Annotated in this window: 22 protein-coding genes and 2 pseudogenes; 9 read left to right on the top strand and 15 right to left on the bottom strand. The window is 38.7% G+C overall.

Annotated features, from left to right (window positions below):
- The first annotated feature begins 11 nt into the window (after positions 1-11).
- From serA to AC07M3_RS08290, 3 genes are all read left to right on the top strand, one after another.
- Positions 12-1,244: a phosphoglycerate dehydrogenase gene (gene serA / locus AC07M3_RS08300; RefSeq protein WP_042895382.1), complete on the top strand. Its 1,233-nt coding sequence runs from the start codon at positions 12-14 to the stop codon at positions 1,242-1,244.
- 98 nt (positions 1,245-1,342) lie between these two features.
- The gene (locus AC07M3_RS08295) at positions 1,343-2,227 is read left to right on the top strand and encodes an EamA family transporter (RefSeq protein WP_198078151.1); all 885 of its coding nucleotides are present in this window, start codon (positions 1,343-1,345) and stop codon (positions 2,225-2,227) included.
- A 92-nt stretch (positions 2,228-2,319) separates the two neighbouring features.
- Entirely contained in the window at positions 2,320-3,183 is an 864-nt protein-coding gene (locus tag AC07M3_RS08290; protein WP_005038341.1) for an EamA family transporter, read from the top strand.
- Between the two features lie 7 nt (positions 3,184-3,190).
- Here AC07M3_RS08290 and AC07M3_RS08285 read toward each other — a convergent pair whose 3' ends face one another.
- From AC07M3_RS08285 to truB, 3 genes are all read right to left on the bottom strand, one after another.
- Positions 3,191-3,634 (bottom strand): hemerythrin domain-containing protein, encoded by a 444-nt coding sequence (locus tag AC07M3_RS08285; protein WP_003653765.1) that lies wholly within the window; start codon positions 3,632-3,634, stop codon positions 3,191-3,193.
- A 212-nt stretch (positions 3,635-3,846) separates the two neighbouring features.
- Entirely contained in the window at positions 3,847-4,623 is a 777-nt protein-coding gene (locus tag AC07M3_RS08280) for a sulfite exporter TauE/SafE family protein (RefSeq protein WP_133747429.1), read from the bottom strand.
- A gap of 19 nt (positions 4,624-4,642) precedes the next feature.
- A complete protein-coding gene (gene truB / locus AC07M3_RS08275) occupies positions 4,643-5,548 on the bottom strand; it encodes a tRNA pseudouridine(55) synthase TruB (RefSeq protein ID WP_494566973.1) in 906 nt (301 codons plus the stop codon).
- A gap of 153 nt (positions 5,549-5,701) precedes the next feature.
- On the opposite strand from truB, the gene AC07M3_RS08270 reads away from it, so the two are divergent.
- Together AC07M3_RS08270 and AC07M3_RS08265 are read left to right on the top strand one after the other, a co-directional pair.
- Positions 5,702-6,733 carry a lipase secretion chaperone gene (locus AC07M3_RS08270; RefSeq protein ID WP_494566974.1) on the top strand — a complete coding sequence of 344 codons (1,032 nt, stop codon included), beginning with the start codon at positions 5,702-5,704 and terminating at the stop codon, positions 6,731-6,733.
- 115 nt (positions 6,734-6,848) lie between these two features.
- Positions 6,849-7,790: a lipase family alpha/beta hydrolase gene (locus AC07M3_RS08265; protein ID WP_209734529.1), complete on the top strand. Its 942-nt coding sequence runs from the start codon at positions 6,849-6,851 to the stop codon at positions 7,788-7,790.
- A 51-nt stretch (positions 7,791-7,841) separates the two neighbouring features.
- On the opposite strand, the gene rplS is transcribed toward AC07M3_RS08265, so the two are convergent.
- The 11 genes from rplS to AC07M3_RS08210 form a co-directional block, all read right to left on the bottom strand.
- A complete protein-coding gene (gene rplS / locus AC07M3_RS08260) occupies positions 7,842-8,210 on the bottom strand; it encodes a 50S ribosomal protein L19 (RefSeq protein WP_003653770.1) in 369 nt (122 codons plus the stop codon).
- Between the two features lie 219 nt (positions 8,211-8,429).
- Positions 8,430-9,185 (bottom strand): tRNA (guanosine(37)-N1)-methyltransferase TrmD, encoded by a 756-nt coding sequence (trmD, locus tag AC07M3_RS08255; RefSeq protein ID WP_494566975.1) that lies wholly within the window; start codon positions 9,183-9,185, stop codon positions 8,430-8,432.
- A 42-nt stretch (positions 9,186-9,227) separates the two neighbouring features.
- A complete protein-coding gene (gene rimM / locus AC07M3_RS08250) occupies positions 9,228-9,776 on the bottom strand; it encodes a ribosome maturation factor RimM (protein WP_003653772.1) in 549 nt (182 codons plus the stop codon).
- A 21-nt stretch (positions 9,777-9,797) separates the two neighbouring features.
- Positions 9,798-10,049 (bottom strand): 30S ribosomal protein S16, encoded by a 252-nt coding sequence (gene rpsP, locus AC07M3_RS08245; RefSeq protein WP_000260334.1) that lies wholly within the window; start codon positions 10,047-10,049, stop codon positions 9,798-9,800.
- Between the two features lie 146 nt (positions 10,050-10,195).
- The gene (locus AC07M3_RS08240) at positions 10,196-10,645 is read right to left on the bottom strand and encodes a type IV pilin protein (RefSeq protein WP_494566976.1); all 450 of its coding nucleotides are present in this window, start codon (positions 10,643-10,645) and stop codon (positions 10,196-10,198) included.
- Positions 10,629-11,129: a type IV pilin protein gene (locus AC07M3_RS08235; protein ID WP_494566977.1), complete on the bottom strand. Its 501-nt coding sequence runs from the start codon at positions 11,127-11,129 to the stop codon at positions 10,629-10,631. The genes AC07M3_RS08240 and AC07M3_RS08235 overlap by 17 nt, the downstream gene beginning before the upstream one ends.
- A gap of 9 nt (positions 11,130-11,138) precedes the next feature.
- Complete coding sequence (locus tag AC07M3_RS08230) at positions 11,139-14,831, bottom strand: PilC/PilY family type IV pilus protein (protein WP_494566978.1); 3,693 nt, start codon at positions 14,829-14,831, stop codon at positions 11,139-11,141.
- Between the two features lie 24 nt (positions 14,832-14,855).
- Complete coding sequence (locus AC07M3_RS08225) at positions 14,856-15,602, bottom strand: PilX N-terminal domain-containing pilus assembly protein (protein ID WP_494566979.1); 747 nt, start codon at positions 15,600-15,602, stop codon at positions 14,856-14,858.
- Positions 15,602-16,630 carry a PilW family protein gene (locus AC07M3_RS08220; protein WP_494566980.1) on the bottom strand — a complete coding sequence of 343 codons (1,029 nt, stop codon included), beginning with the start codon at positions 16,628-16,630 and terminating at the stop codon, positions 15,602-15,604. The genes AC07M3_RS08225 and AC07M3_RS08220 overlap by 1 nt, the downstream gene beginning before the upstream one ends.
- Before the next feature lies 1 nt (position 16,631).
- Positions 16,632-17,153 carry a type IV pilus modification protein PilV gene (pilV, locus tag AC07M3_RS08215; protein WP_419296081.1) on the bottom strand — a complete coding sequence of 174 codons (522 nt, stop codon included), beginning with the start codon at positions 17,151-17,153 and terminating at the stop codon, positions 16,632-16,634.
- Positions 17,150-17,596, bottom strand: coding sequence for a pilus assembly FimT family protein (locus AC07M3_RS08210; RefSeq protein WP_494566981.1), 447 nt, complete (start codon positions 17,594-17,596; stop codon positions 17,150-17,152). The genes pilV and AC07M3_RS08210 overlap by 4 nt, the downstream gene beginning before the upstream one ends.
- Here AC07M3_RS08210 and AC07M3_RS08205 point away from each other — a divergent pair.
- A pseudogene (locus AC07M3_RS08205) lies at positions 17,502-17,802 on the top strand (hypothetical protein); the annotation flags it as partial. The gene AC07M3_RS08210 and the pseudogene AC07M3_RS08205 overlap by 95 nt on opposite strands.
- Here the strand turns inward: AC07M3_RS08205 and ispH are convergent.
- Positions 17,768-18,718 (bottom strand): 4-hydroxy-3-methylbut-2-enyl diphosphate reductase, encoded by a 951-nt coding sequence (gene ispH / locus AC07M3_RS08200; RefSeq protein WP_003653781.1) that lies wholly within the window; start codon positions 18,716-18,718, stop codon positions 17,768-17,770. The pseudogene AC07M3_RS08205 and the gene ispH sit on opposite strands and share 35 nt — an antisense overlap.
- Positions 18,719-18,840: 122 nt before the next feature.
- Between ispH and gmk the strand changes: the two genes are divergently transcribed.
- The 3 genes and pseudogenes from gmk to AC07M3_RS08185 form a co-directional block, all read left to right on the top strand.
- Positions 18,841-19,470 carry a guanylate kinase gene (gene gmk, locus AC07M3_RS08195; protein WP_003653783.1) on the top strand — a complete coding sequence of 210 codons (630 nt, stop codon included), beginning with the start codon at positions 18,841-18,843 and terminating at the stop codon, positions 19,468-19,470.
- Positions 19,471-19,542: 72 nt separating this feature from the next.
- A complete protein-coding gene (gene rpoZ / locus AC07M3_RS08190) occupies positions 19,543-19,821 on the top strand; it encodes a DNA-directed RNA polymerase subunit omega (protein ID WP_002116990.1) in 279 nt (92 codons plus the stop codon).
- Between the two features lie 80 nt (positions 19,822-19,901).
- A pseudogene (locus tag AC07M3_RS08185) lies at positions 19,902-19,991 on the top strand (hypothetical protein); the annotation flags it as partial.
- Positions 19,992-20,017: the final 26 nt, after the last annotated feature.

Here is a 20,017-nt window from a genome sequence, read left to right as displayed (position 1 = left end):
GCGGAGCCGTAATGAGCCAACATCTTTCACTACCTAAAGATAAAATCCGTTTCCTTTTGTTAGAAGGCGTTCACCAAAACGCAGTCGATACTTTAAACGCTGCGGGTTACACCAATATTGACTATCGTAAAACTGCTCTTGAAGGCGAAGCGCTAAAAGAAGCTGTTAAAGATGCTCACTTTATTGGTATTCGTTCGCGTACCCAATTGACTGAAGAAATTTTCGAAGCTGCAAATAAATTGATCGCAGTGGGCTGTTTCTGTATCGGAACAAACCAAGTTGATCTTAAAGCAGCAATGGCACGTGGTATTCCTGTATTTAACGCACCGTATTCAAATACGCGTTCGGTTGCAGAACTTGTACTTGCTCAAACGATTCTTCTTCTTCGCCGTGTTCCTGAAAAGTCAGCGGCTTGTCATCGTGGTGGTTGGGATAAGTCTGCTGTCGGTTCTTTCGAAACTCGTGGCAAAACTTTAGGTATTGTAGGTTACGGTTCCATCGGTTCTCAGCTTTCTGTTCTTGCTGAAAGCTTAGGTATGCATGTGATTTATTACGATGCAGTGACTAAATTACCAATGGGTAATGCTCGCCAAGTTGGTTCGTTAGACGAACTCTTAGCGACTGCTGATGTAGTTACATTACATGTGCCTGATGTTCCATCTACACGCAACTTCTTCACTAAAGCACAATTTGCAAAAATGAAAGAAGGCGCAATCTTCCTAAATGCTGCACGTGGTACATGTGTAGTAATTGAAGATTTAGCAGATGCAATCAAATCTGGTCATATTGCTGGTGCAGCAGTTGACGTATTTCCTAAAGAACCAAAAGCAAATGGTGAAGAGTTTGTTTCTCCACTTCGTGGCTTAGACAATGTGATTTTAACTCCTCACGTTGGCGGTTCAACCATGGAAGCGCAAGCAAACATCGGTTTAGAAGTTGCAGAGAAATTTGTTGCTTACTCTGACAAGGGTATGACGCTTTCTGCGGTGAACTTCCCAGAAATCGCGTTACCACTTACTGCTGGCCAACACCGTTTATTGCACATCCACAAAAACGTACCGGGCGTATTGTCTAAAATCAACAACTTGTTTGCTGAACAAGGCATCAACATTTCTGGTCAATCACTCATGACTAAAGGTGACATCGGTTACCTCGTAATGGACGTTGACGCTTCTGCTTCTCATGAAGCTTTAGATATGTTGCATGAAGTTGAAGGTACAATTCGCGTGCGCGTATTGTTCTAATACGAACTGTAAATTTAAAAGCCACAGCATTGTCTGTGGCTTTTTTATGGGCATTTACATTATCATGTGAAAAGTATACCAATCGATCAAATAATAAAATGTCCAGTTCGAACCAGAAATCTCAGCTACATGCTTTGGGCTTTCTCATTCTCGCTATGCTAAGCGTACAAAGCAGTGCATCTTTAGCTAAAATTCTGTTTCAGAACTTTCCTGTGCTCACTGTCTCCGCAATGCGCCTATGTTTAGGTGCAATGATTCTTGCCTTTATTTTCCAAATTTGGCGAATTAATTTTAGTCAGGTTCGTTGGAAAGCAATCTTGGCTTATGGATTTGCTCTTGCAGGAATGAATGCACTTTTTTACCTGTCGATTGAACGCTTACCGATTGGTATTGCAGTTGCTTTTGAATTTATTGGTCCCTTAAGTGTGGCCCTATATCATGCACGCCAAAAATATGATTTTGTCTGGGTCAGTTTCGCAATTATTGGTCTCATTTTACTTTTCCCTTTCAATCAGGCTCATAGTCTGGATTGGATCGGAGTATTATTTGCGGTTAGTGCGGGTGCATGTTGGGCGCTTTATATTATTGCGGGTCAAAAACCTTCTGGCATTTCAGGTAACCACACAGTGTGTTTAGGAATGACTGTAGGGGCATGTGTATTACTGCCGATTACTTTTTTTTCAGGGTCAATGGGCCAAGTTATAGAGCTCCCCTATCTTTTTTATTTTATTGGCTTAGCAATTTTAGCCAGTGCCTTACCATTCTCTTTAGAAATGCTAGCACTACGTAATTTAACGCCGTTAAGTTTTGGAACATTGATGAGCCTAGAACCCGCAGTTGCTGCACTTTCTGGCTTTATCTTTTTAGGTGAATATTTGTTATGGAATCAATGGCTAGCACTTGCAACAATTATTGCAGCTTCCGTTGGTTGTACCATAACCACCCAAAAAGCACGTCAGGAACGTGAAAAAACAGTCAGTTAAATCGACTCAATCTGCGAGTTGGAACATGGTATTCGCTATAATTGAACATTGTTATTTTAAGTAATATTAGATGAGGCCCTCGGGTATTTTCCATGCAGAATATTCCCATTATTGCTGTGCTCTATATGATTCTGTCGATGGTCTCATATCAAATCAGTGCTTCATTTGCTAAGCAGCTCATTGCAATATTAGACCCTCTGACCGTTACAATTTTAAGGCTGAGCTTTGCAACGGTTATTGTCGCTATCATGTTCCGTTCGTGGAAAATCTGGTCGCGTTTACCCTATTTAAAATGGCGTGATTTATTGATGTACTGCGCATCTTTAGGTCTCATGAATATTTTATTTTATACGTCGCTTGGAAAATTACCTCAAGGCATCGCAGTTGGCTTAGAATTTATTGGACCATTAGGTCTTGCTCTACTTTCTATTAAACAAAAGAGTGACTACATTTGGGTCGCACTTGCGATGTTAGGTATTGCGCTGATGGTACCTTGGCAAGACCCAACGCAACACCACTTTTCCTATGTAGGTGCGGCATGTGCGCTAGGTGCTGGATTTTGCTGGGCCTTCTATATTTATTTTGGTCAGAAAGTTGTGACCCAGAATATCGGTATGCATGCTTTAACTATCGGAATTGGATTATCTGCACTGACCTTACTACCAATTGGCATCTGGCATAATGCTCCCGCATTACTTGAAACGCAGTACTGGGGTAAAGCATTACTCATTGCTATTTTAGCGACCGCTATTCCATACGCTCTTGATTTGATGGCACTCAAACAACTTAATAAATTAACTTACGGTACACTCACGAGTTTAGCACCCGCATTGGCAGCATTAACGGGTTTCTTATTACTTCACGAAGAAATCAGCATGCTGCAATGGGTAGCTTTAGCTTGTGTAATGCTAGCGTCGATTGGGGTTACTTTAAGAAGTACTAAAAAAGTAGCATAGTTAAATCCTATTGCTGCTTTTTATACTTTTTATATTCCTTTAAATATTTATTACCCAGCGTTTCTTTTTCACTGTCTTTAAGAATTTTTCCCGCCTGTTGAAAAAACTTATGCTCTTCTTCCTTTAAATGATGATGGACTTTTTCACTCAACTGTTTGGCGGTTGCTAACCAGCTTGGGCTACTCATATCTGTTTTTTCGAGCTGTTCGACCAACTCATCCATTTCATGGTGCTCAGATAAAGCATGTCTCGTAATATCTAAACCAACATCATCAAACATTAAAGGGATATATAAATAACGGTCTTCGGCAACAGAGTGAGCATAAAGTTCATTTTTTAATGCATCAAATAATTCTTTTCTTTCTTCGGTTAAACCATGTGTCTGAACTAATTGTTCAGAAAGGTTTCGTTGATTTTCATGGCTTTCTCTTAATGCTTCGAAAATATTCATTCTCTTCCTCATTTTTTAGCTAAAAAATCTTTTTTATTTCAAGGCTTATCATACGTTGAAATTTATAATGTTTAAGTAGCTTAAAATGAGACTATTTTTTACACAGTTTTCTTTCTAGTAAACTTCTGTAATTATTTTTATATTTATGATTTTAAATGCTCACATAAAAGTATGAACTTCGCCTCCTAATCAGTTCATACTTTTCGAAATATTTAGCCTGTTACAAACATTTGATAGCCCAAACGGCAAATTAAAACACTGACTAAAATTAAAAAGATAATACGGACAAAACCACTACCGTATTTAAGCGCGGTACGCACCCCAACAATAGAACCCAATACATTCGCGACTGCCATCATTAAGCCAATGTGCAAAATAGCGTGTCCTGTCGGAATGAAGAAACTCAATGCTGCCAAGTTGGTCATAAAATTACCAATTTTGGATAAGGCAGAAGCATGCAAGAAGTCGACTTGTAAAAAGCGGATAAAGAAAAAGATAAAGAAACTTCCCGTTCCCGGCCCAAAAATTCCGTCGTAAAAACCAATCGCCAAACTACCAATCCCTGCCAAAATTAGCATTTTGTTAGTAATTTTTTGTTCAGTATGAACCTGTCCAAAGTTCTTTTTAACCAAGGTATAAACTGCTATCACAATCAACATCACAAATATGAAAGGACGCAATACAGATTGAGGAATTAAGGATAAACAAGCAGCACCAGCAAAAGAGCTAATCAAAGCACAAATGGCAATGACTGCTAAAAGCTTCCATTGCAACTTCACTCTTTTCGCAAAAGTATAAGCAGCCGATGCTGTACCAAAAATTGAAGAAAGCTTATTAGTACCAATCACCGTTGCAGTCTGCATGGTCGGGAAAGTACTCATAAGGCCTGGAATCTGGATAAGTCCGCCGCCCCCAACAGCAGCATCAATTGCTCCCGCAGTAAATGCAAAAAAGATCAAACTCAGGATAACATCCCATTCCATACCCATGCTCTATACTCTACATTTACTACAAATTTAAGATACGTTTAGGTACCAACCGTTTTTTATCGGTAATCTCGGCTAGGCCTAGACAGCGCTCTTCCGAAAAAACTAAAACTTCTGCTTCTGCAGAATGCTCAATATTGCTTTCTAAACCGTTGCAAAAATATTTTTCACGCCCTTCTGGAACCTGAATTTTTAAGAAATGGTCAACGGGAGCATAAACTGGAAGTAACAAAGCTTCTCTTTGCTCTTCTGTCAGACTTTCCAGATATTCAATTGTATAACTCGGAATAAGCTCAAAATGTCCAGTTTGAGTCCGGTTTAGCATCGTTAAATGCCCACCACAGCCAAGTGCTTCGCCAATATCTTCACCCAATACCCGAATGTATGTTCCTTTAGAACAAGTTACATCCAGAGTGATACTATTTTCGGTAAATTCAATGAGCTCCAAAGCATAAATCGTGATTGGACGTGCTTCACGCTCAATCTCAATACCTTTTCGAGCAAGCTCATATAACGGCCTGCCTTCTTTTTTCAAAGCCGAGTACATTGGCGGAATTTGTTGAATATCACCTCTAAATTTTTCTAAGGTTTGTTCAATAAGCTCTCGGTTCAGAACAGGAATAGGGCGTTCTTGTAGAATCTCCCCTTCCACATCACCTGTCGTTGTGGTTTGCCCCAACCGAACAGTGGTTTGGTAGCGCTTTGTTGAGTCCAGCAAATAATGTGAGAACTTGGTGGCCTCTCCTAAACAAATAGGAAGCAACCCTGTCGCCAAAGGATCTAAAGCTCCAGTATGACCTGCTTTTTGGGCGCGATATAACCAACGCACTTTTTGCAAAGCCGCATTTGAACTGAGCCCTAATGGTTTATTTAATAGAAATACACCACTGATATGGCGACGAGAAATTTTTTGATTTTTTGTCGTCATTTTTACTGGAACACAAAGCTAGAAAAAAGTGCCGACATGTTAGCAAATTCGGCAAGATATTTTCACAATATTTAGGTGCCTTTTCACTTATTTTATGGCACATTAATAATCGAGTAAAAAAACAACAAATTAAAACTTAAGGAAGATATCTTTATGCAAGGGATGCAGAAGAAGGTATTGTGGTGTGTGCTCGGATTTTTTATTTTGGGCCTCATTGCATGTGTATATTGGTTAAGTCCTGACTCAAAAAACACATCAGCTCAGATGAGTGAAAATAAAGCTCAAAACTTAGCATCATCTCCTCATACACATCATTCGTCGCTAAACGAAGATGCGTACCATAGTAAAAGTCAGCAAGACACCGAAGTTAACTGTCAGTTAAAAATTGATAGTTCTCAACATTTGGTCGTGAATAGTCAAACCCGTGACTGCTTTGAATATTTTATTACCCAATATGGGGAAAATGATTTAGAACAAATCAAAACTCACTTTGGGAAATTTATTCAAGGACAATATCTAGAGCCAGCTCGCTCACAGATTATGGGCTTATGGACTCGTTATTTAAAATATCGTGAACAGCTTGCTCAAATCCAAGCACCTTCAGCAAAACAACAAGATAAAAATTATTTTCAAAAGATTTTTAACTCGATCCAAGATATAAGAAAACGCTTCTTTTCTGCTTCTGAAATTGAAGGACTCTTCTCTAGCGAAGATATCTATCAGAACTATACGCTAGATCGAATGCAAATACTTGAGGACTCTTCTTTAAGCGAAATTGAAAAAGCACGAAAGCTTAAAGAGCGTTTTGAAGAACTTCCAGAAGACTGGCAACAAAACCTACAAGAACTCTCCAAACTTGATGATTTACATACGCTAACCAAACAAATTAAAGCACGCAATGGTTCAGCAGAAGAACTTCGGCAGATGCGTACAGCACTTGTTGGAGCCGAGGCAACTCAAAGATTAGAAACTTTAGATACTCAACGGAATGCTTGGCAACAAAGGGTCACAAGTTACCTCGATGGTCGAGATGAAATTATTAAAAGTAACATGAGCGATAGTGCCAAAAACCAAGCGATTCAGCAGTTACGCCAACAACAATTCAATTCATCACAAGAACAACTAAGACTTCGAACTTTTGAAACGGTCCATGATCAGGGAGGTGAACTACCATTTAATTACTAAGCCTTTCCTTTTTGGGAACTGGCTAACATTTACTAGCAGCAAGAAGCTGCTTTTCATACAAAATAAAAATAGTGAGTAAAAAATGAAAAGGAAGTTAATGTTTTTCTGCGCTGCAATGCTCTCAGGACTGAGTATTTCAGTGGCCCATGCAACAAATGCTGAACAAGTTAAAAGCTCGTTCGTATATTCATCTTACGCACAAACAAAATACCCACTGGTTTTTAACCACGGTATGGCAGGCTTTAGCCGAGTTGGAACAGATACGCTTGGTCTTGATTATTGGTACCAAATTCTTCCTGATCTTGCCCGTAATGGAGGAAATGTCTGGGCAACAAGAGTCTCACCATTTAACTCAACAGAAGTGCGTGGAGAACAACTTGCACAGCAAGTTGAAGAGATTATTGCCATTACCGGTAAGCCCAAAGTCAATTTAATCGGTCATAGCCACGGGGGGCCAACAGTTCGCTATGTGGCTGGTATCATGCCAGAAAAAGTGGCATCACTCACGACGATTGGCGCACCTCACAAGGGATCACCAATGGCAGATGTCATTCTGAATGTTGAGGGTACTCCTCTAGCAGGCGTGGCAACTTTAGTAAACTGGTTTTCAGCAGCCATTACTTGGGCAGGAGGTCTAGATCCGACAAGCTATCCGCATGACTCTTTAGCAGGTGCTCATAGCTTATCAACTAAAGGTTCAGCTCAGTTTAATACTCAATTTCCTATGGGTATGCCAACTACTTCTTGTGGTGAGGGGGCATATCAAGAGAAGGGCATTTATATGTATTCTTTCTCTGGAAATAAAGCTTTAACAAATCCATTAGATCCATTTGATATTGCCCTTACAGGCAGTAGTCTAGTAGTCGATCCGTTTGGTGATAATGATGGGCTTGTTTCACGATGCAGCGCCAAATTTGGTAAAACCATTCGTGATGATTACAACTGGAATCATTTAGATGAGGTGAACCAAGTGCTTGGGATACGCTCTATTTTTGCTTCAGATCCTGTCTCGGTTTACCGTCAACATGCAAACCGATTAAAACTTCAAGGACTATAATTTTTAAACAAAAAATGCGCCAAAAGGCGCATTTTTTTACTCGGTATAAGCTTACGCTTTACGAGCTGGTAATTTTTCACGAATACGTGCAGCTTTACCAGACAAGTCACGGAGGTAGTAAAGTTTAGCACGACGAACGTCACCACGACGTTTCACTTCGATTTTAGCAACGATTGGAGAGTGAGTTTGGAATACACGCTCAACACCAACACCGCTAGAAATTTTACGAACTGTAAATGCAGAGTTTAAACCACGGTTTTTCTTCGCGATTACAACACCTTCAAATGCCTGAAGACGCTCACGCTCACCTTCTTTTACTTTAACTTGGACAATAACAGTGTCACCAGGAGCAAAAGCAGGAATATCAGTTTTTAACTGTGCATTTTCAATAATTTGAACTAAAGGATGTTTACCACTCATTGTGGGAATCTCCAATATGTGCGGAGTCAGAAGAGGTCTGAGGTTCCGCTGGGGATAGAGGCTAAAACGCATATCAACCCGTTTATCTTTCCCTTTATGACAATATGTCTATAAAGAGCCTTAGAATATACATAAAACTATTAATTAAATAGAATCATGCTTTAACTCGAAGCATTGCTTCTCGTATTTTTGCAGAACTTTCGTTCCTGAGAATAGCGGTTAAGAAGTACTACCATTCCCTTTTGCATCTTTTAGCCATTTTTTCTGCTGCTTATTCAACTCTACTTTTTCAGCCAACTCTGGTCGACGTTCTAAAGTTCGTTGATACCGCTGCAAAAAGCGCCATTTTTCGATATTGCCATGATGTCCAGATTTTAAAACTTCTGGTACATCCAGCCCCTCAAAATGGTCTGGCTTTGTATATTGTGGACAATCTAAAAGACCATCAACAAAAGAATCTTGTACTGCTGACTGTTCATCTGACATTACATTCGGCAAACGGCGAATAATACTGTCAAGTAACACCATAGCGGGCAGTTCACCACCAGATAAAACATAATCACCAATTGACCATTCCTGATCAACATATTGCTGGATCAAACGTTCATCCACTCCTTCATAACGTCCACACAGTACAATTAAGCCGTCGTAATCAACAAACTGCTGTACTGCCTGTTCATTTAAGGTTTTGCCTTGTGGAGACATATACACCACAGGAACATGAACATGTCCTGCTTGTGAGGCAAGCTGTTTGGCATGTGCAATTGCTTTCGCCAAAGGCTCAGCCATCATCACCATTCCAGGGCCACCACCAAATGGACGTTCATCCACTCTTCTGTAGTTTCCCTCGGCAAAATCACGAGGATTAATACAAGTAACTTGCACAATATCTCGTTTTGCCGCACGTCCGCTGATGCCGTAGGCTGTAATCGCTTCAAACATTTCAGGAAAAAGCGTAATGACTGCAAAAAACATCACAGACTCCTCTATTTTCCTGCTGTATTAATCCTAAAAGGATTAATAATCTACGCCCCAATTGACGTAAATACGACCAGCTTCAAGATCAACACGTTGTACTACATCTTTATGCCAAGGAATCATGCGTTCTTCTGAATCAATACTGTCTGGGGTAGCATGTACCACCATTACATCATTGGCTCCAGTTTCAAACAACTCATGAATTTTACCTAAGTTTACTTCCTGTTCTTCATCATCCAGACCTAACACTGTTAAGCCTTTTAAATCTGACCAGTAGTACTCATCTACATCTGCTTTTGGCAGTTGAGACTTAGCAACCCAGATATTAGCGCCAACCAAGTTTTCTGCTCCAGTGCGATCACTCACACCTTTCAAAGCAACAACTAAACCTTTGCCATGTGGTTTCCAACGTTTTACATCTATTGTTTGCCAACCGGCCTTGGTCTCAATGTACCAAGGCAGGTAGTCAAACATATTGCTCATAGGTTCTGTATTTGAATACACCCAGAGCCACCCATTCAATCCATAAGCTGAACGTAACTGTCCAATCTGAATACGATCTTCGGGAACATTCTGTGTTGATGTCATGGGTTACCTACTACAAAAAAATTATGCAGTAGCTTTTTTAGCTTGAGCAGCTAAAGAAGCAACACGTTCAGAAGGTTGAGCACCTTGAGAAACCCAGTGAGCAAAACGGTCTGCATCTAAACGAAGTTTTTCTGCTTGACCTTGTGCAGTCGGGTTAAAGAAACCGATACGCTCGATGAAACGACCATCACGTGCATTGCGGCTATCAGTCACAACGATTTGATAGAATGGACGTTTTTTTGCGCCGCCACGTGCTAAACGAATAACAACCATGATAAAAGCCTTATAATTCTTACGGATTATCCCTGCGCCGACCATCGGCAACACTTCAAACCCCTTTCATAGAGGGCAACATTCTACGTGATTTTCACCATGAAAGAAAGATTAAATTTTGAGTTATCCGCAGTTTTGAATTTAATTTAGCGTCCATCCCAATTTGAAGTATTTGACAAGTTTGCTGATGAGCAGATTCCACCTTTAAACCAATAGCGCTGTTGATCCTGATTTACGCAGACCTCACCATTACCATTTTGTATAGATGTAATAATTGGAGTAGCTTTGAGTAAATATCCCTGATTATCAGCATCAATGGCTAAAGTTACAGTATAAAAAGCAGTTCCTGTTAAAGGATAACTTTGTAATGCTGTACCATTATCTAAAGTAGCATTATTAAAACTATGATTAACCACTTTATAGCTTTGTAATCGTTGATTAATACGCAGCATCTCAGCTTGTACATCAGTACGGTTAGTACGAATTTTATATTGGGTATAAGACGGATAAGCAATTGCTGCCAAAATGGCAATGATCACCACCACAATCATCAGCTCAATTAAGGTAAATCCTTGATGACTACCATTTTTCAGCATTTGTAGCACACCCTGTGTAATTGTTGATATTAGTTAGATCATTTGCCACTAAATACTTAGATTTACATTTAATCCCTGTACTGGTAACTAACAGCGCATCATACCCAGTCGTTTCTGGTATTGCGCTAATAGCCCATCTTTGGCCTAATCCAGCACTACTCGCTAATAAAGTAGTGCGTCCTGTTTCACTAATATCGACTAAAGTAATCGTGTACTTTTTATTGGTACTGCTTGGAAAATCTACACTACTCATTGCTAAGGATTGTCCATATAAGTATTTAGGATCAAAACCATGATAAGAAAAATTCTGGCTTTTATATCTTTCTAATTGTCCAGCAAGTTTTAACAATTCCTGCTGTACTGCTGCGGTATCTGCACGACGAATTTGGGCTTGATAAGATGGAATCGCAATTGCTGCAAAAATAGCGATAATCATGACGACAACCATTAGCTCAATCAGGGTAAATCCCGTATTTTTTTTCATAGAGATCTCCTATTGTCGTTCATACCAATTTGTACTTTGAAATATTTTTGTCGTTTTATAATTTCGCCCAACTTCTGGTAGGAGTTTAATCAAATTATTTACGCCATTTGAAAATCCTCCCGCATTAATTTTACTAATGCCATCAGAAGCATTACCGACATTGCCACCAATCTTATTTGCATTAAAATTAGTAGCATCGGTTGCATCCCCGCAAACCCCATAAGGTAAACATAAACGGCGGATTACACTTGAACCTGTAATGCCCCCTGTACACGCATTTGGCTGTTTGGTTGAAGCATGATTGGGGTTATATAAAGATACGTAGAAATCTGAAAATTGAGCGGTATTTGCAACCACAAGGTATCCATTAAGTGCTTTTACTGTACCCGTATTTGCAGTTTGGGCTGTTCCATCAGTTTCACGCAAAACATAGTACCAACCCTTTTTAGTATTGTTCATCAGATTTGCTACATTTGTACTGGCAATAGCACTCCAATCATATAAATCTGATTCTGTTAAATTACTGGTTTTAGAGAATGTTGAACTGTATAAATTAGATGAAGCAATATCATAATCATATAAGGCATAAATTCGATTATCATTGCTATTGGCTTTGTTCAAAGGAAAACTTCGATTACCAGAAGCAATGCCAAGCACACCAAAACGGCTACCGTTACGATCATGAATACTTAAAGTCGGCATTTCATAGAAACGCTGGTTAAGTGCTGAAAAGTTCGCGAGTCGATTTACTCGACCAAAATTTGTTGTTGATGTTCCATAACCATTATTCAAGTCAACGCGAAAGATTTGCCCACCTAAATCACCAAAATATAAATTATCAACCAAACCATCTGCATCTCGATCAAAAGCTTTGATTTGGCTCACTACGCTATATTTTAAATTACTATCCTTGACATCAACCGTACTAGTGCTATTACTATTACCGTAACGAGCATCCCACAATAAAGCACCTGTAGTCGCATCAAAAATATAAATACCAGCGCCAGCATTTACAGTGGTTGAAGTCGGCTGATAACCATCCGTCTCATAAGCTGGATCATATCCACCTCCTACAATCATGACATTTTTAACTTGATTATTGAGACGAATTTTTGCAAGTGTTGGTTTGGACCAACTCTGCCCCATTGCCTGAAGTGCAGTTACTTGGTTCCCTGTAGCAGACACCCCACTGGTGCCACTATTAATTACCCCATTTACAGGGTCAATCTGAAACAAAAATTTTGGATCTGCTGGATTTTTAATATTTAAGCCATAATAACTTTTTCCACCCATACGCATACCACCATAAATATTGGCAATATTGGCTTTAAATTTATTATTCGTCGCATCAACATTATATTCGATCCATGAACCCCATTGAGCATCGATACCATAAAATGGATTTGTTGTAGATGTTGTTGTATTACTCACATCTAATAAAGCATCTCGACGATTAACATCCTGAAGAATTTCATTGGGAAGAAAAGCCATTTCTTCTTTACCAGTGGCTTGATTCAGTATATGTAGTAAACCTTGTATTGATCCCATCACAATATAATCTTTACGGTTTACTGTACTTTGAGTATTACTTAAAATTGCACCTGTAGTTGGGTCATATTTGGCTTCTAAAGTCACTAGTAATGGGTCAGAATGTAATACGCCACCCATTTGCTGCATAACGTTTAAGTTTTTTACTTTATCAACAGTATCCCACTTATAGCCTGCTGTTTTGGCTTCTAATTCAGTTTTTGTAAGCTTATAACCTAGTGCAGATAATAGATAAGGTTGGTAAACGTTTTGTCGCCATGCCGTCGTTCCTGAACCTGCTGTACTGTCAATATAGCTAGCAGTCAGAACATTTTGCGTACTCAGTTGAGTTAAACTATTTGCAGCTACAACTTTATTTTTATTTGTATCAGTTAAAGCTGTCGGAATAGTTGCATTAATGTAGAGAGGCCGGGTTTGAATATCTGAAGCATTAGTTACCGTGCTCAGCGTACCTGAAGTCGTATTTGGAACTGATAGTTGTGACCACGCCCCACCTTTGAGAGCATCGTCTCCATCATTAATATTCTCAGCATTCCAAAAATCCTGAGTTAAAGTATTAATACCACCTGTATTTTTTAATACGGTATTACCACTCACATCAACCATAGTACCAGATGAGTTTAAGGTATATTTTTTAAGGTTACCTAACCATAACTGTTGCGTAGAGACTATTGTCCCACCCGATCCACTTACTTTAGGTTGAAATTGTGGTGCAAAAACATAAGAATAAGATGCACTGGTTGCCATTGGATCAGCAGGTACCACATAGGTGCCGAAGCTAGCTGCCTCAAAAGAACCTTGGTTAATTGCTCCAACAAACCTTAACAAAGCATTTTGTACTTTTTCACCTGTATCTGCATAGGTATAGCCACCAATAGGTTTATCGGTTCCATAAGTATCTCCTTCACCAACTTTATCTCCCAACATTTTTAATGCATTTGCATTTAAAGTATTTGCATATCTTTTAAAATATTGTGTTTTTGAACTATCTGCATTTTTAATTAATTGAGGAATAATACAAGCCTCTTCACGACCACTTCCATCCTTAGTGCAAATCTCACCAGTTGAGCCAGTCAGCATTGGACTATACCCTACTGTTGAGAGATAAATTCTTTTTTTGGATGTTTTAGGCGCATTTGCTGTAGCTCTAACTAAATTAGCAATATAAGGCCAACTACTTCGATCCTGATATTTTTCTGCTATTGTATAATTTGTCGAAATATCTGATTGCCTTAAAGCAGATCCTAATTTCATTTCATAAAATTCACCATTTCCTACATCCTTGTTATATGCATTGTCATAATTGTAATAAACTGCAGGAATATCACTATCTATTCCATTAATTATATTTGAAGTTAAAATAGCTGTATTATCTGAATTGGGTAAATTAGCATTTGAAATAACGTTTTTAAGTAATAACGCACTTTGTGGTGGAACAATCCTAGTTGGGGCACCATCGGTCAGAAAGAAAACGCCCTGAGTAGAACATTGTTTATCTGATTCTGTAGATAGTTTTTCAATAGGTGCTTTATACCGTTTGGTAGAACTATCCATAATATCGGAGGATGCTAAATCCATTCCTTGTATATTTGATTGAGTATAATCAGTCATTGTACTTACATTATTTGTACTATCTGTTCTGCTTCCTAATAAATAAGCATAAGCCTCGGCAAATAAAGTAACTGTTGGGGTACTAGTTCCACTTGTAGAAATGGAATCAATTTTTGTATTTACTAAATCTTGTCTATGTGTTGTTGTACCACTGACAATTGAATCTAAACGTTTTGCTGCCACTAAAATTTTAGATCTTCCCGCATCTGCAAAAACAGCTAAACCAATATAAGTTCTATCAGGAATCTTATAAGTTCCATCCACATTTTTAGCAGTTAAGGCATCTTTTAGTGAACTTTTTAAAGCATTAATACGTGATGTATTAATGCCATTATATTGGACATCTTGAGCAGTCATACTTGGTGAGTTATCAATCGCCAACATAATAATTGGATAGTTTGTCGCTGTTGGATTTTGATAAATTTGCACATCACTTGCACGAACAACTGATGTTGTTACTGTACCAGTCATAATGGCAGATAGCGCCATGACGAGTAGTTTATACTTTAAAACTTTAGCTTTTTTTGTCTTTAATATTTTCATTTCATCTATTCCCCAATAATCCAATTAAACCGAGTTCTGACGTTGATATGTACTCAACATAAAATCCTGAAACTGCGTATTAAATGGAACATTCAAATCTTGTAAACAACTCGATACTGTTGAGTTTGAACCGGATAATGGCTGGCTATTTGGACGTTTCAGACAATTTGTAATATCAGCCTGAGAAGCATCGGATAAATTGGGTAAAATAGATGTCACATATACTCTTATTCTTTTTGTTTGCTCATTATCCAATTTCCCCAAACTTTCAAGATCGCTCCCTAAAGTGACAATTTGTAATGGGCGTGCAGGTGTGCTTAGCGGTGGATTTACAATAATAGCAACTTGTGTCATTTGTGCTTTACGACGGCTAGCATAATCATTAACTGCACTTAAATCACAAAACCCAGATACACCATTTACAGTAATGTCTGTATTTGCTTCATTCCACTGCAAGGTACTTGTATTTGCGACAGAAAAAGACGTTGCAGGAGAGGTCTGGCTTCTAAAACAAAAAACTACTTCTTTTCCCTGATTTTGCAATGCAAAGCCAAGCAAACTTGTGGGATTACCACTCGTACTAGCGAAGCCTTCGGCACCTAATCGGTAAAGTACAGAATCAGATGACTGCATGAGTAACTGTTGCGCTTGACTGTTTGTTGCAATATTTAAACTTGTTAGACTCTGACGAACAGCCAACGTCCCAATTACTGTAATCACTAGCAGTAAAATTAAAACAACGATTAATGTTGAACCCTTTTGTACTTTCATTACATTACCGCCGTATCTTGAGAAAACAAACCATTACGCAAGGCGATAGTTTGAGTAATAACTGTACGCAAATATTTTGGAGGGTTTCCCGTCGGCACCTTAATAGATACATTTTGATCAAGCACTTTATAAGTTTGGCTATTTGAAACCAAACCATTCTCACGAATGCTTTCATTAGAACGTACAAGCAAACCTACTTGAATAGAATTAACTCGCGGACGCGGATTTGCATTCAAAGCAAGATATTGTCCAATCGAGATATAACGAAAATTTGTTGTATTGGTATCATCGGAAATGCCTAACAGGAAGTGCAAATGATCTACACGTCTTACCAAGATTTCTCCTGCTGTCGTACCAAATACAGCCGTAGATGTTGAAGGATTTTTTAAAATCGTGGTGTCATCCGATACATATGAACCTGCTTCACATGCAAGTGCTAATGCAGTATTAGGTTCATTTGATATGGCATTTGAATCTGATCTCAAAAAGAAACGCTCTACAATGTATCTATTGGCCTCATAATTATTGCCTTCACAATCGATGCCTGCCTGCTCTGCAAAGAATTGAACAACCAATTGATCGCTGCCTTGATTTGTTTTTCCTGTGGCAGGAGGTACAGCCGAAACCTGCACATTACTTGCATTGGTAGCAAAACTTGTGACTGGTACAGCTACTGTTGAAGGAATCGTGTCTGGGATATTCGTTGGAATCGTATCTGCCGTATAAGTTGGGCCTGCTACTGTTGGAAAGCGGGAAGTTTGTCTTGTTGTTATTACAATTCCACCGTTAGCTAGTCGATCATTTATGATGTTATTATTTCCATAATTACTCTTGCGAATATCATTCGAGATATAGCGTAATCCGAAGTTTCCACTTTCCTGCAGATCAGCCATCGCTCGTTGAGTATTTAAAGAAATTTGCCCCGTAAGAAATAGCTGGGTTGCAGCAGCTGTAATCAATAGCCCCAAAACAATTGCTATCATGAATTCGACAAGTGTGAATCCCTGCTGAATATATATTTTATTCATCTCAATATAACTCCATGACGACACATTTAGCTTGGGGCAAATATGCACCACCATTCGTACAAGCATCTGAGTCGGTAGAACTATTTATTGCTTTTGTTTTCCCCCATGCGACATAGACACACTTGCGGCTTTGAGTACCACTCACTTGACAGTCGGGTAAGCGAATCTTCATTCCTAGATCATTTGCCTGACTAACAACCTGCGCAGTATCATAATTTCCCATTTGAACAGACGTAGTACATGGTGTCGTATTTGTAGTTTGAATACATTCTGGAGTCGCTGTTGTACTTTGTGTGGTTGCATTTAAATTATTGTCATAAGTACTAAATGCAGCCCTATTTACACGAATACGTTCAGCTAAATCCCTTGCAAGATTCATAGCTTGAATTTTGCTCATAGCCTCATCTGTGGCATCAACGGCTCTTAACTGCAATGCAGTAAATCCTAGAACTCCTATCGCAAGAATCAGTAAAGCAACTAATACTTCCATCATCCCTATGCCCTTTTGATTGTATTTATTCATGAGCAAGTTCCGTCATTTTTTAAATAAACAGTTCCCATCCGAGTTAACGCAAAGGATTTTTGAGTTTTAGCTATTGAGTTACAAATTACAAAATCCGTGTCAGCAGAAATACCTAAAACTAACGCTCCATCTCTACCAAAAGTAATACTACTTATTGATGTTGGAGCAGTTACTCGATTTCCTGAAGTGAGTTCCCAATAAAAATCTGTATTTGTATTGGTTCCATCAACTAAATGAACGGTAACATTTCTTCTTAATAAAACAGCTTGGCTACGCCCTTGAGATAAGGTTGAGATCAACTCTCTCGTATTCGCATTTAATCTTTGTTTTGCCATGAGTTGAGTAAAAGACGGCGCAGCCATCATTGCGATAATAGCCATTACCGCAATCGTCACCATGAGCTCAACCAAGGTGAACCCGTCTTGCGGAATAATTCCCCTCATCCCCAGAAACCCCAAATAAACTTAAAAATTTTTATTTATTATTTAAATTTTACTTTTTATATTTACAAAAAAAACACAAAGCAGATAAAGGGTATAAAAAAACAGATAACTGTCATGTCAACAATTATCTGTTTTACTATTTTAAAATCAGTATGTTAAATAAGTCACACTTTATGCTTGAGTCACGTGAATGCGTAATTCTTTAGGAAGACTAAAGGTTATGTTCTCTTCACGTCCATCTAATTCTTTAGGTGCTTGCGCGCCCCAGTCTTGTAAACGTTGAATCACTTGCTTAATTAGAATTTCTGGCGCTGACGCACCCGCTGTCACACCAATTTTGCAAGTATCATTGAACCATGACTGTTCTAACTGATCAGCATTATCTACAAGGTAAGCGGCTTTGCCCATACGCTCTGCAAGCTCGCGTAAACGATTTGAATTTGATGAGTTAGGTGAACCTACGACCAATACCACATCACACTGTTCGGCCAAATCACGTACAGCATCTTGTCTGTTTTGAGTTGCGTAGCAAATATCGTCTTTACGTGGCCCTTGAATATGAGGAAATTTTGCACGCAAAGCATCAATAACCTTAGCCGTATCATCAATTGATAAAGTTGTTTGAGTTACAAATGCAAGTTTTTCAGGATGTCTTACTGCAAGTGCAGCAACATCAGCTTCATCCTCAACCAAATAAATATCCCCACCTTTCAATTTGTCATATTGGCCCATTGTTCCTTCAACTTCAGGGTGTCCTTCATGACCAATTAAAATTGCTTCAGTACCTTCACGCGCATATTTAGTCACTTCAATATGAACTTTGGTAACTAAAGGGCAAGTCGCATCAAACACTTTTAAGCCTCGGCGCTCCGCTTCTTGTTGAACGGCTTTTGAAACACCGTGCGCACTAAAAATTACAATTGAGTCATCCGGAACCTGATCTAGTTCATCAACAAAAACTGCCCCTCTTTGACGTAAGTCATCTACCACAAATTTATTGTGTACAACTTCATGACGTACATAAATAGGAGGATTAAAACATTCTAAAGCCCGATTGACGATTGCTATGGCTCGATCAACACCGGCACAAAAACCACGCGGATTAGCTAACACAATTTCCATAACAGCCTCAAAATTAATAAAACAGGGGAATTTCTCTTGAATATTTGCAATTAAAACTATTCAGTTTAAACGCACGGTACACTACAATAGCGAAGATATTTTATCATATCAGGAAAAATATCATGTCGGGTCTATTGTTTGTCGTTTCTGCTGCATCAGGAACAGGCAAAACATCTTTGGTGAAAGCCTTGCTTGACCGTGTAAGCAATTTACATGTTTCAGTCTCGCATACTACCCGAGGTCAACGTCCTGGTGAGTTAGATGGTGTTCACTATCACTTCACTACTAAAGATGACTTTCTAGACCAAGTAAACCATGAAGGCTTTATCGAATACGCTGAAGTATTTGGTAATTACTATGGCACTTCTCAAGCAACTGTAAAACAACAGTTAGCTCAAGGACACGATGTTCTACTTGAAATTGATTGGCAAGGTGCAGAGCAAGTACGCAAACTTTTTCCTGAATCCAAGCAAATATTTATTTTACCGCCAACACAGTTTGACCTACGTCAGCGTTTATCTAATCGCGGCACTGACTCAGTTGACGTCATTGAACATCGTTTAAGCTGTGCAGTTGAAGATATGCAGCATTACACGAACTTTGATTACATCATTATTAATGATGATTTTAATAAAGCCTTACATGAGCTTGAAGCTGTGATTACAGCAAACCGTTTAGTGTTATCCCAGCAAGCAAAACGTCATCAAACATTAATTCAAGACTTGATTACTCCTCAACCAAAACAGGAATAACTTGAGTCTGGATCGAAAGCCTTTTATACTGTTTAGTCTGTTCAAATTCACCATTCCAAAACGAGAACTTTTATGGCACGCGTCACCGTTGAAGATTGTTTAGATCATGTAGACAACCGTTTTGAGCTTGTGCTCGTTGCAAGTAAACGTGCTCGTCAATTGGCACGTCAAGGCATGGAGCCAACTGTAGAATGGGATAACGACAAACCGACTGTAGTTTCTTTGCGCGAAATCGCGGCAGGACACGTTACGAAAGAAATTCTTAAACAACGTGAACAAGATTATCAAACTTCTAGTCTTGATCTTGCTCTTTCTACAAACAGCTTGAATTTAGAAGGTTTTTCTTTCTAATTAACTCTGTTCCATAAAAAAACCATCGTTTTTCTGCGGTGGTTTTTTATTTGGCTTTGTCTTGAATTTAAAGATATTGAAAAAAGCAATTATTTTCATTGAAAAAAAAATACACTTTTTCAAATGAAAAAATTGACAAGTTCCGCAATATGCTTTTCATTAAGAAGTAGATAGATTTAGTTTCTCAGCATTAGGA

Source organism: Acinetobacter sp. GW821-FHT09D10 (assembly GCF_059416285.1).
The sequence above is the reverse complement of the archived record's forward strand: the minus strand, read 5'-3'. Positions and strand labels throughout refer to the sequence as shown.

What these genes read in the sequence shown, in the direction of transcription:
- serA (WP_042895382.1), top strand. Translation starts at nt 12, where the DNA reads ATGAGCCAACATCTTTCACTACCTAAAGATAAAATCCGTTTCCTTTTG.
- AC07M3_RS08295 (WP_198078151.1), top strand. Translation starts at nt 1,343, where the DNA reads ATGTCCAGTTCGAACCAGAAATCTCAGCTACATGCTTTGGGCTTTCTC.
- AC07M3_RS08290 (WP_005038341.1), top strand. Translation starts at nt 2,320, where the DNA reads ATGCAGAATATTCCCATTATTGCTGTGCTCTATATGATTCTGTCGATG.
- AC07M3_RS08285 (WP_003653765.1), bottom strand. Translation starts at nt 3,634, where the DNA reads ATGAATATTTTCGAAGCATTAAGAGAAAGCCATGAAAATCAACGAAAC.
- AC07M3_RS08280 (WP_133747429.1), bottom strand. Translation starts at nt 4,623, where the DNA reads ATGGGTATGGAATGGGATGTTATCCTGAGTTTGATCTTTTTTGCATTT.
- truB (WP_494566973.1), bottom strand. Translation starts at nt 5,548, where the DNA reads ATGACGACAAAAAATCAAAAAATTTCTCGTCGCCATATCAGTGGTGTA.
- AC07M3_RS08270 (WP_494566974.1), top strand. Translation starts at nt 5,702, where the DNA reads ATGCAAGGGATGCAGAAGAAGGTATTGTGGTGTGTGCTCGGATTTTTT.
- AC07M3_RS08265 (WP_209734529.1), top strand. Translation starts at nt 6,849, where the DNA reads ATGCTCTCAGGACTGAGTATTTCAGTGGCCCATGCAACAAATGCTGAA.
- rplS (WP_003653770.1), bottom strand. Translation starts at nt 8,210, where the DNA reads ATGAGTGGTAAACATCCTTTAGTTCAAATTATTGAAAATGCACAGTTA.
- trmD (WP_494566975.1), bottom strand. Translation starts at nt 9,185, where the DNA reads ATGTTTTTTGCAGTCATTACGCTTTTTCCTGAAATGTTTGAAGCGATT.
- rimM (WP_003653772.1), bottom strand. Translation starts at nt 9,776, where the DNA reads ATGACATCAACACAGAATGTTCCCGAAGATCGTATTCAGATTGGACAG.
- rpsP (WP_000260334.1), bottom strand. Translation starts at nt 10,049, where the DNA reads ATGGTTGTTATTCGTTTAGCACGTGGCGGCGCAAAAAAACGTCCATTC.
- AC07M3_RS08240 (WP_494566976.1), bottom strand. Translation starts at nt 10,645, where the DNA reads ATGCTGAAAAATGGTAGTCATCAAGGATTTACCTTAATTGAGCTGATG.
- AC07M3_RS08235 (WP_494566977.1), bottom strand. Translation starts at nt 11,129, where the DNA reads ATGAAAAAAAATACGGGATTTACCCTGATTGAGCTAATGGTTGTCGTC.
- AC07M3_RS08230 (WP_494566978.1), bottom strand. Translation starts at nt 14,831, where the DNA reads ATGAAAATATTAAAGACAAAAAAAGCTAAAGTTTTAAAGTATAAACTA.
- AC07M3_RS08225 (WP_494566979.1), bottom strand. Translation starts at nt 15,602, where the DNA reads ATGAAAGTACAAAAGGGTTCAACATTAATCGTTGTTTTAATTTTACTG.
- AC07M3_RS08220 (WP_494566980.1), bottom strand. Translation starts at nt 16,630, where the DNA reads ATGAATAAAATATATATTCAGCAGGGATTCACACTTGTCGAATTCATG.
- pilV (WP_419296081.1), bottom strand. Translation starts at nt 17,153, where the DNA reads ATGAATAAATACAATCAAAAGGGCATAGGGATGATGGAAGTATTAGTT.
- AC07M3_RS08210 (WP_494566981.1), bottom strand. Translation starts at nt 17,596, where the DNA reads ATGAGGGGAATTATTCCGCAAGACGGGTTCACCTTGGTTGAGCTCATG.
- ispH (WP_003653781.1), bottom strand. Translation starts at nt 18,718, where the DNA reads ATGGAAATTGTGTTAGCTAATCCGCGTGGTTTTTGTGCCGGTGTTGAT.
- gmk (WP_003653783.1), top strand. Translation starts at nt 18,841, where the DNA reads ATGTCGGGTCTATTGTTTGTCGTTTCTGCTGCATCAGGAACAGGCAAA.
- rpoZ (WP_002116990.1), top strand. Translation starts at nt 19,543, where the DNA reads ATGGCACGCGTCACCGTTGAAGATTGTTTAGATCATGTAGACAACCGT.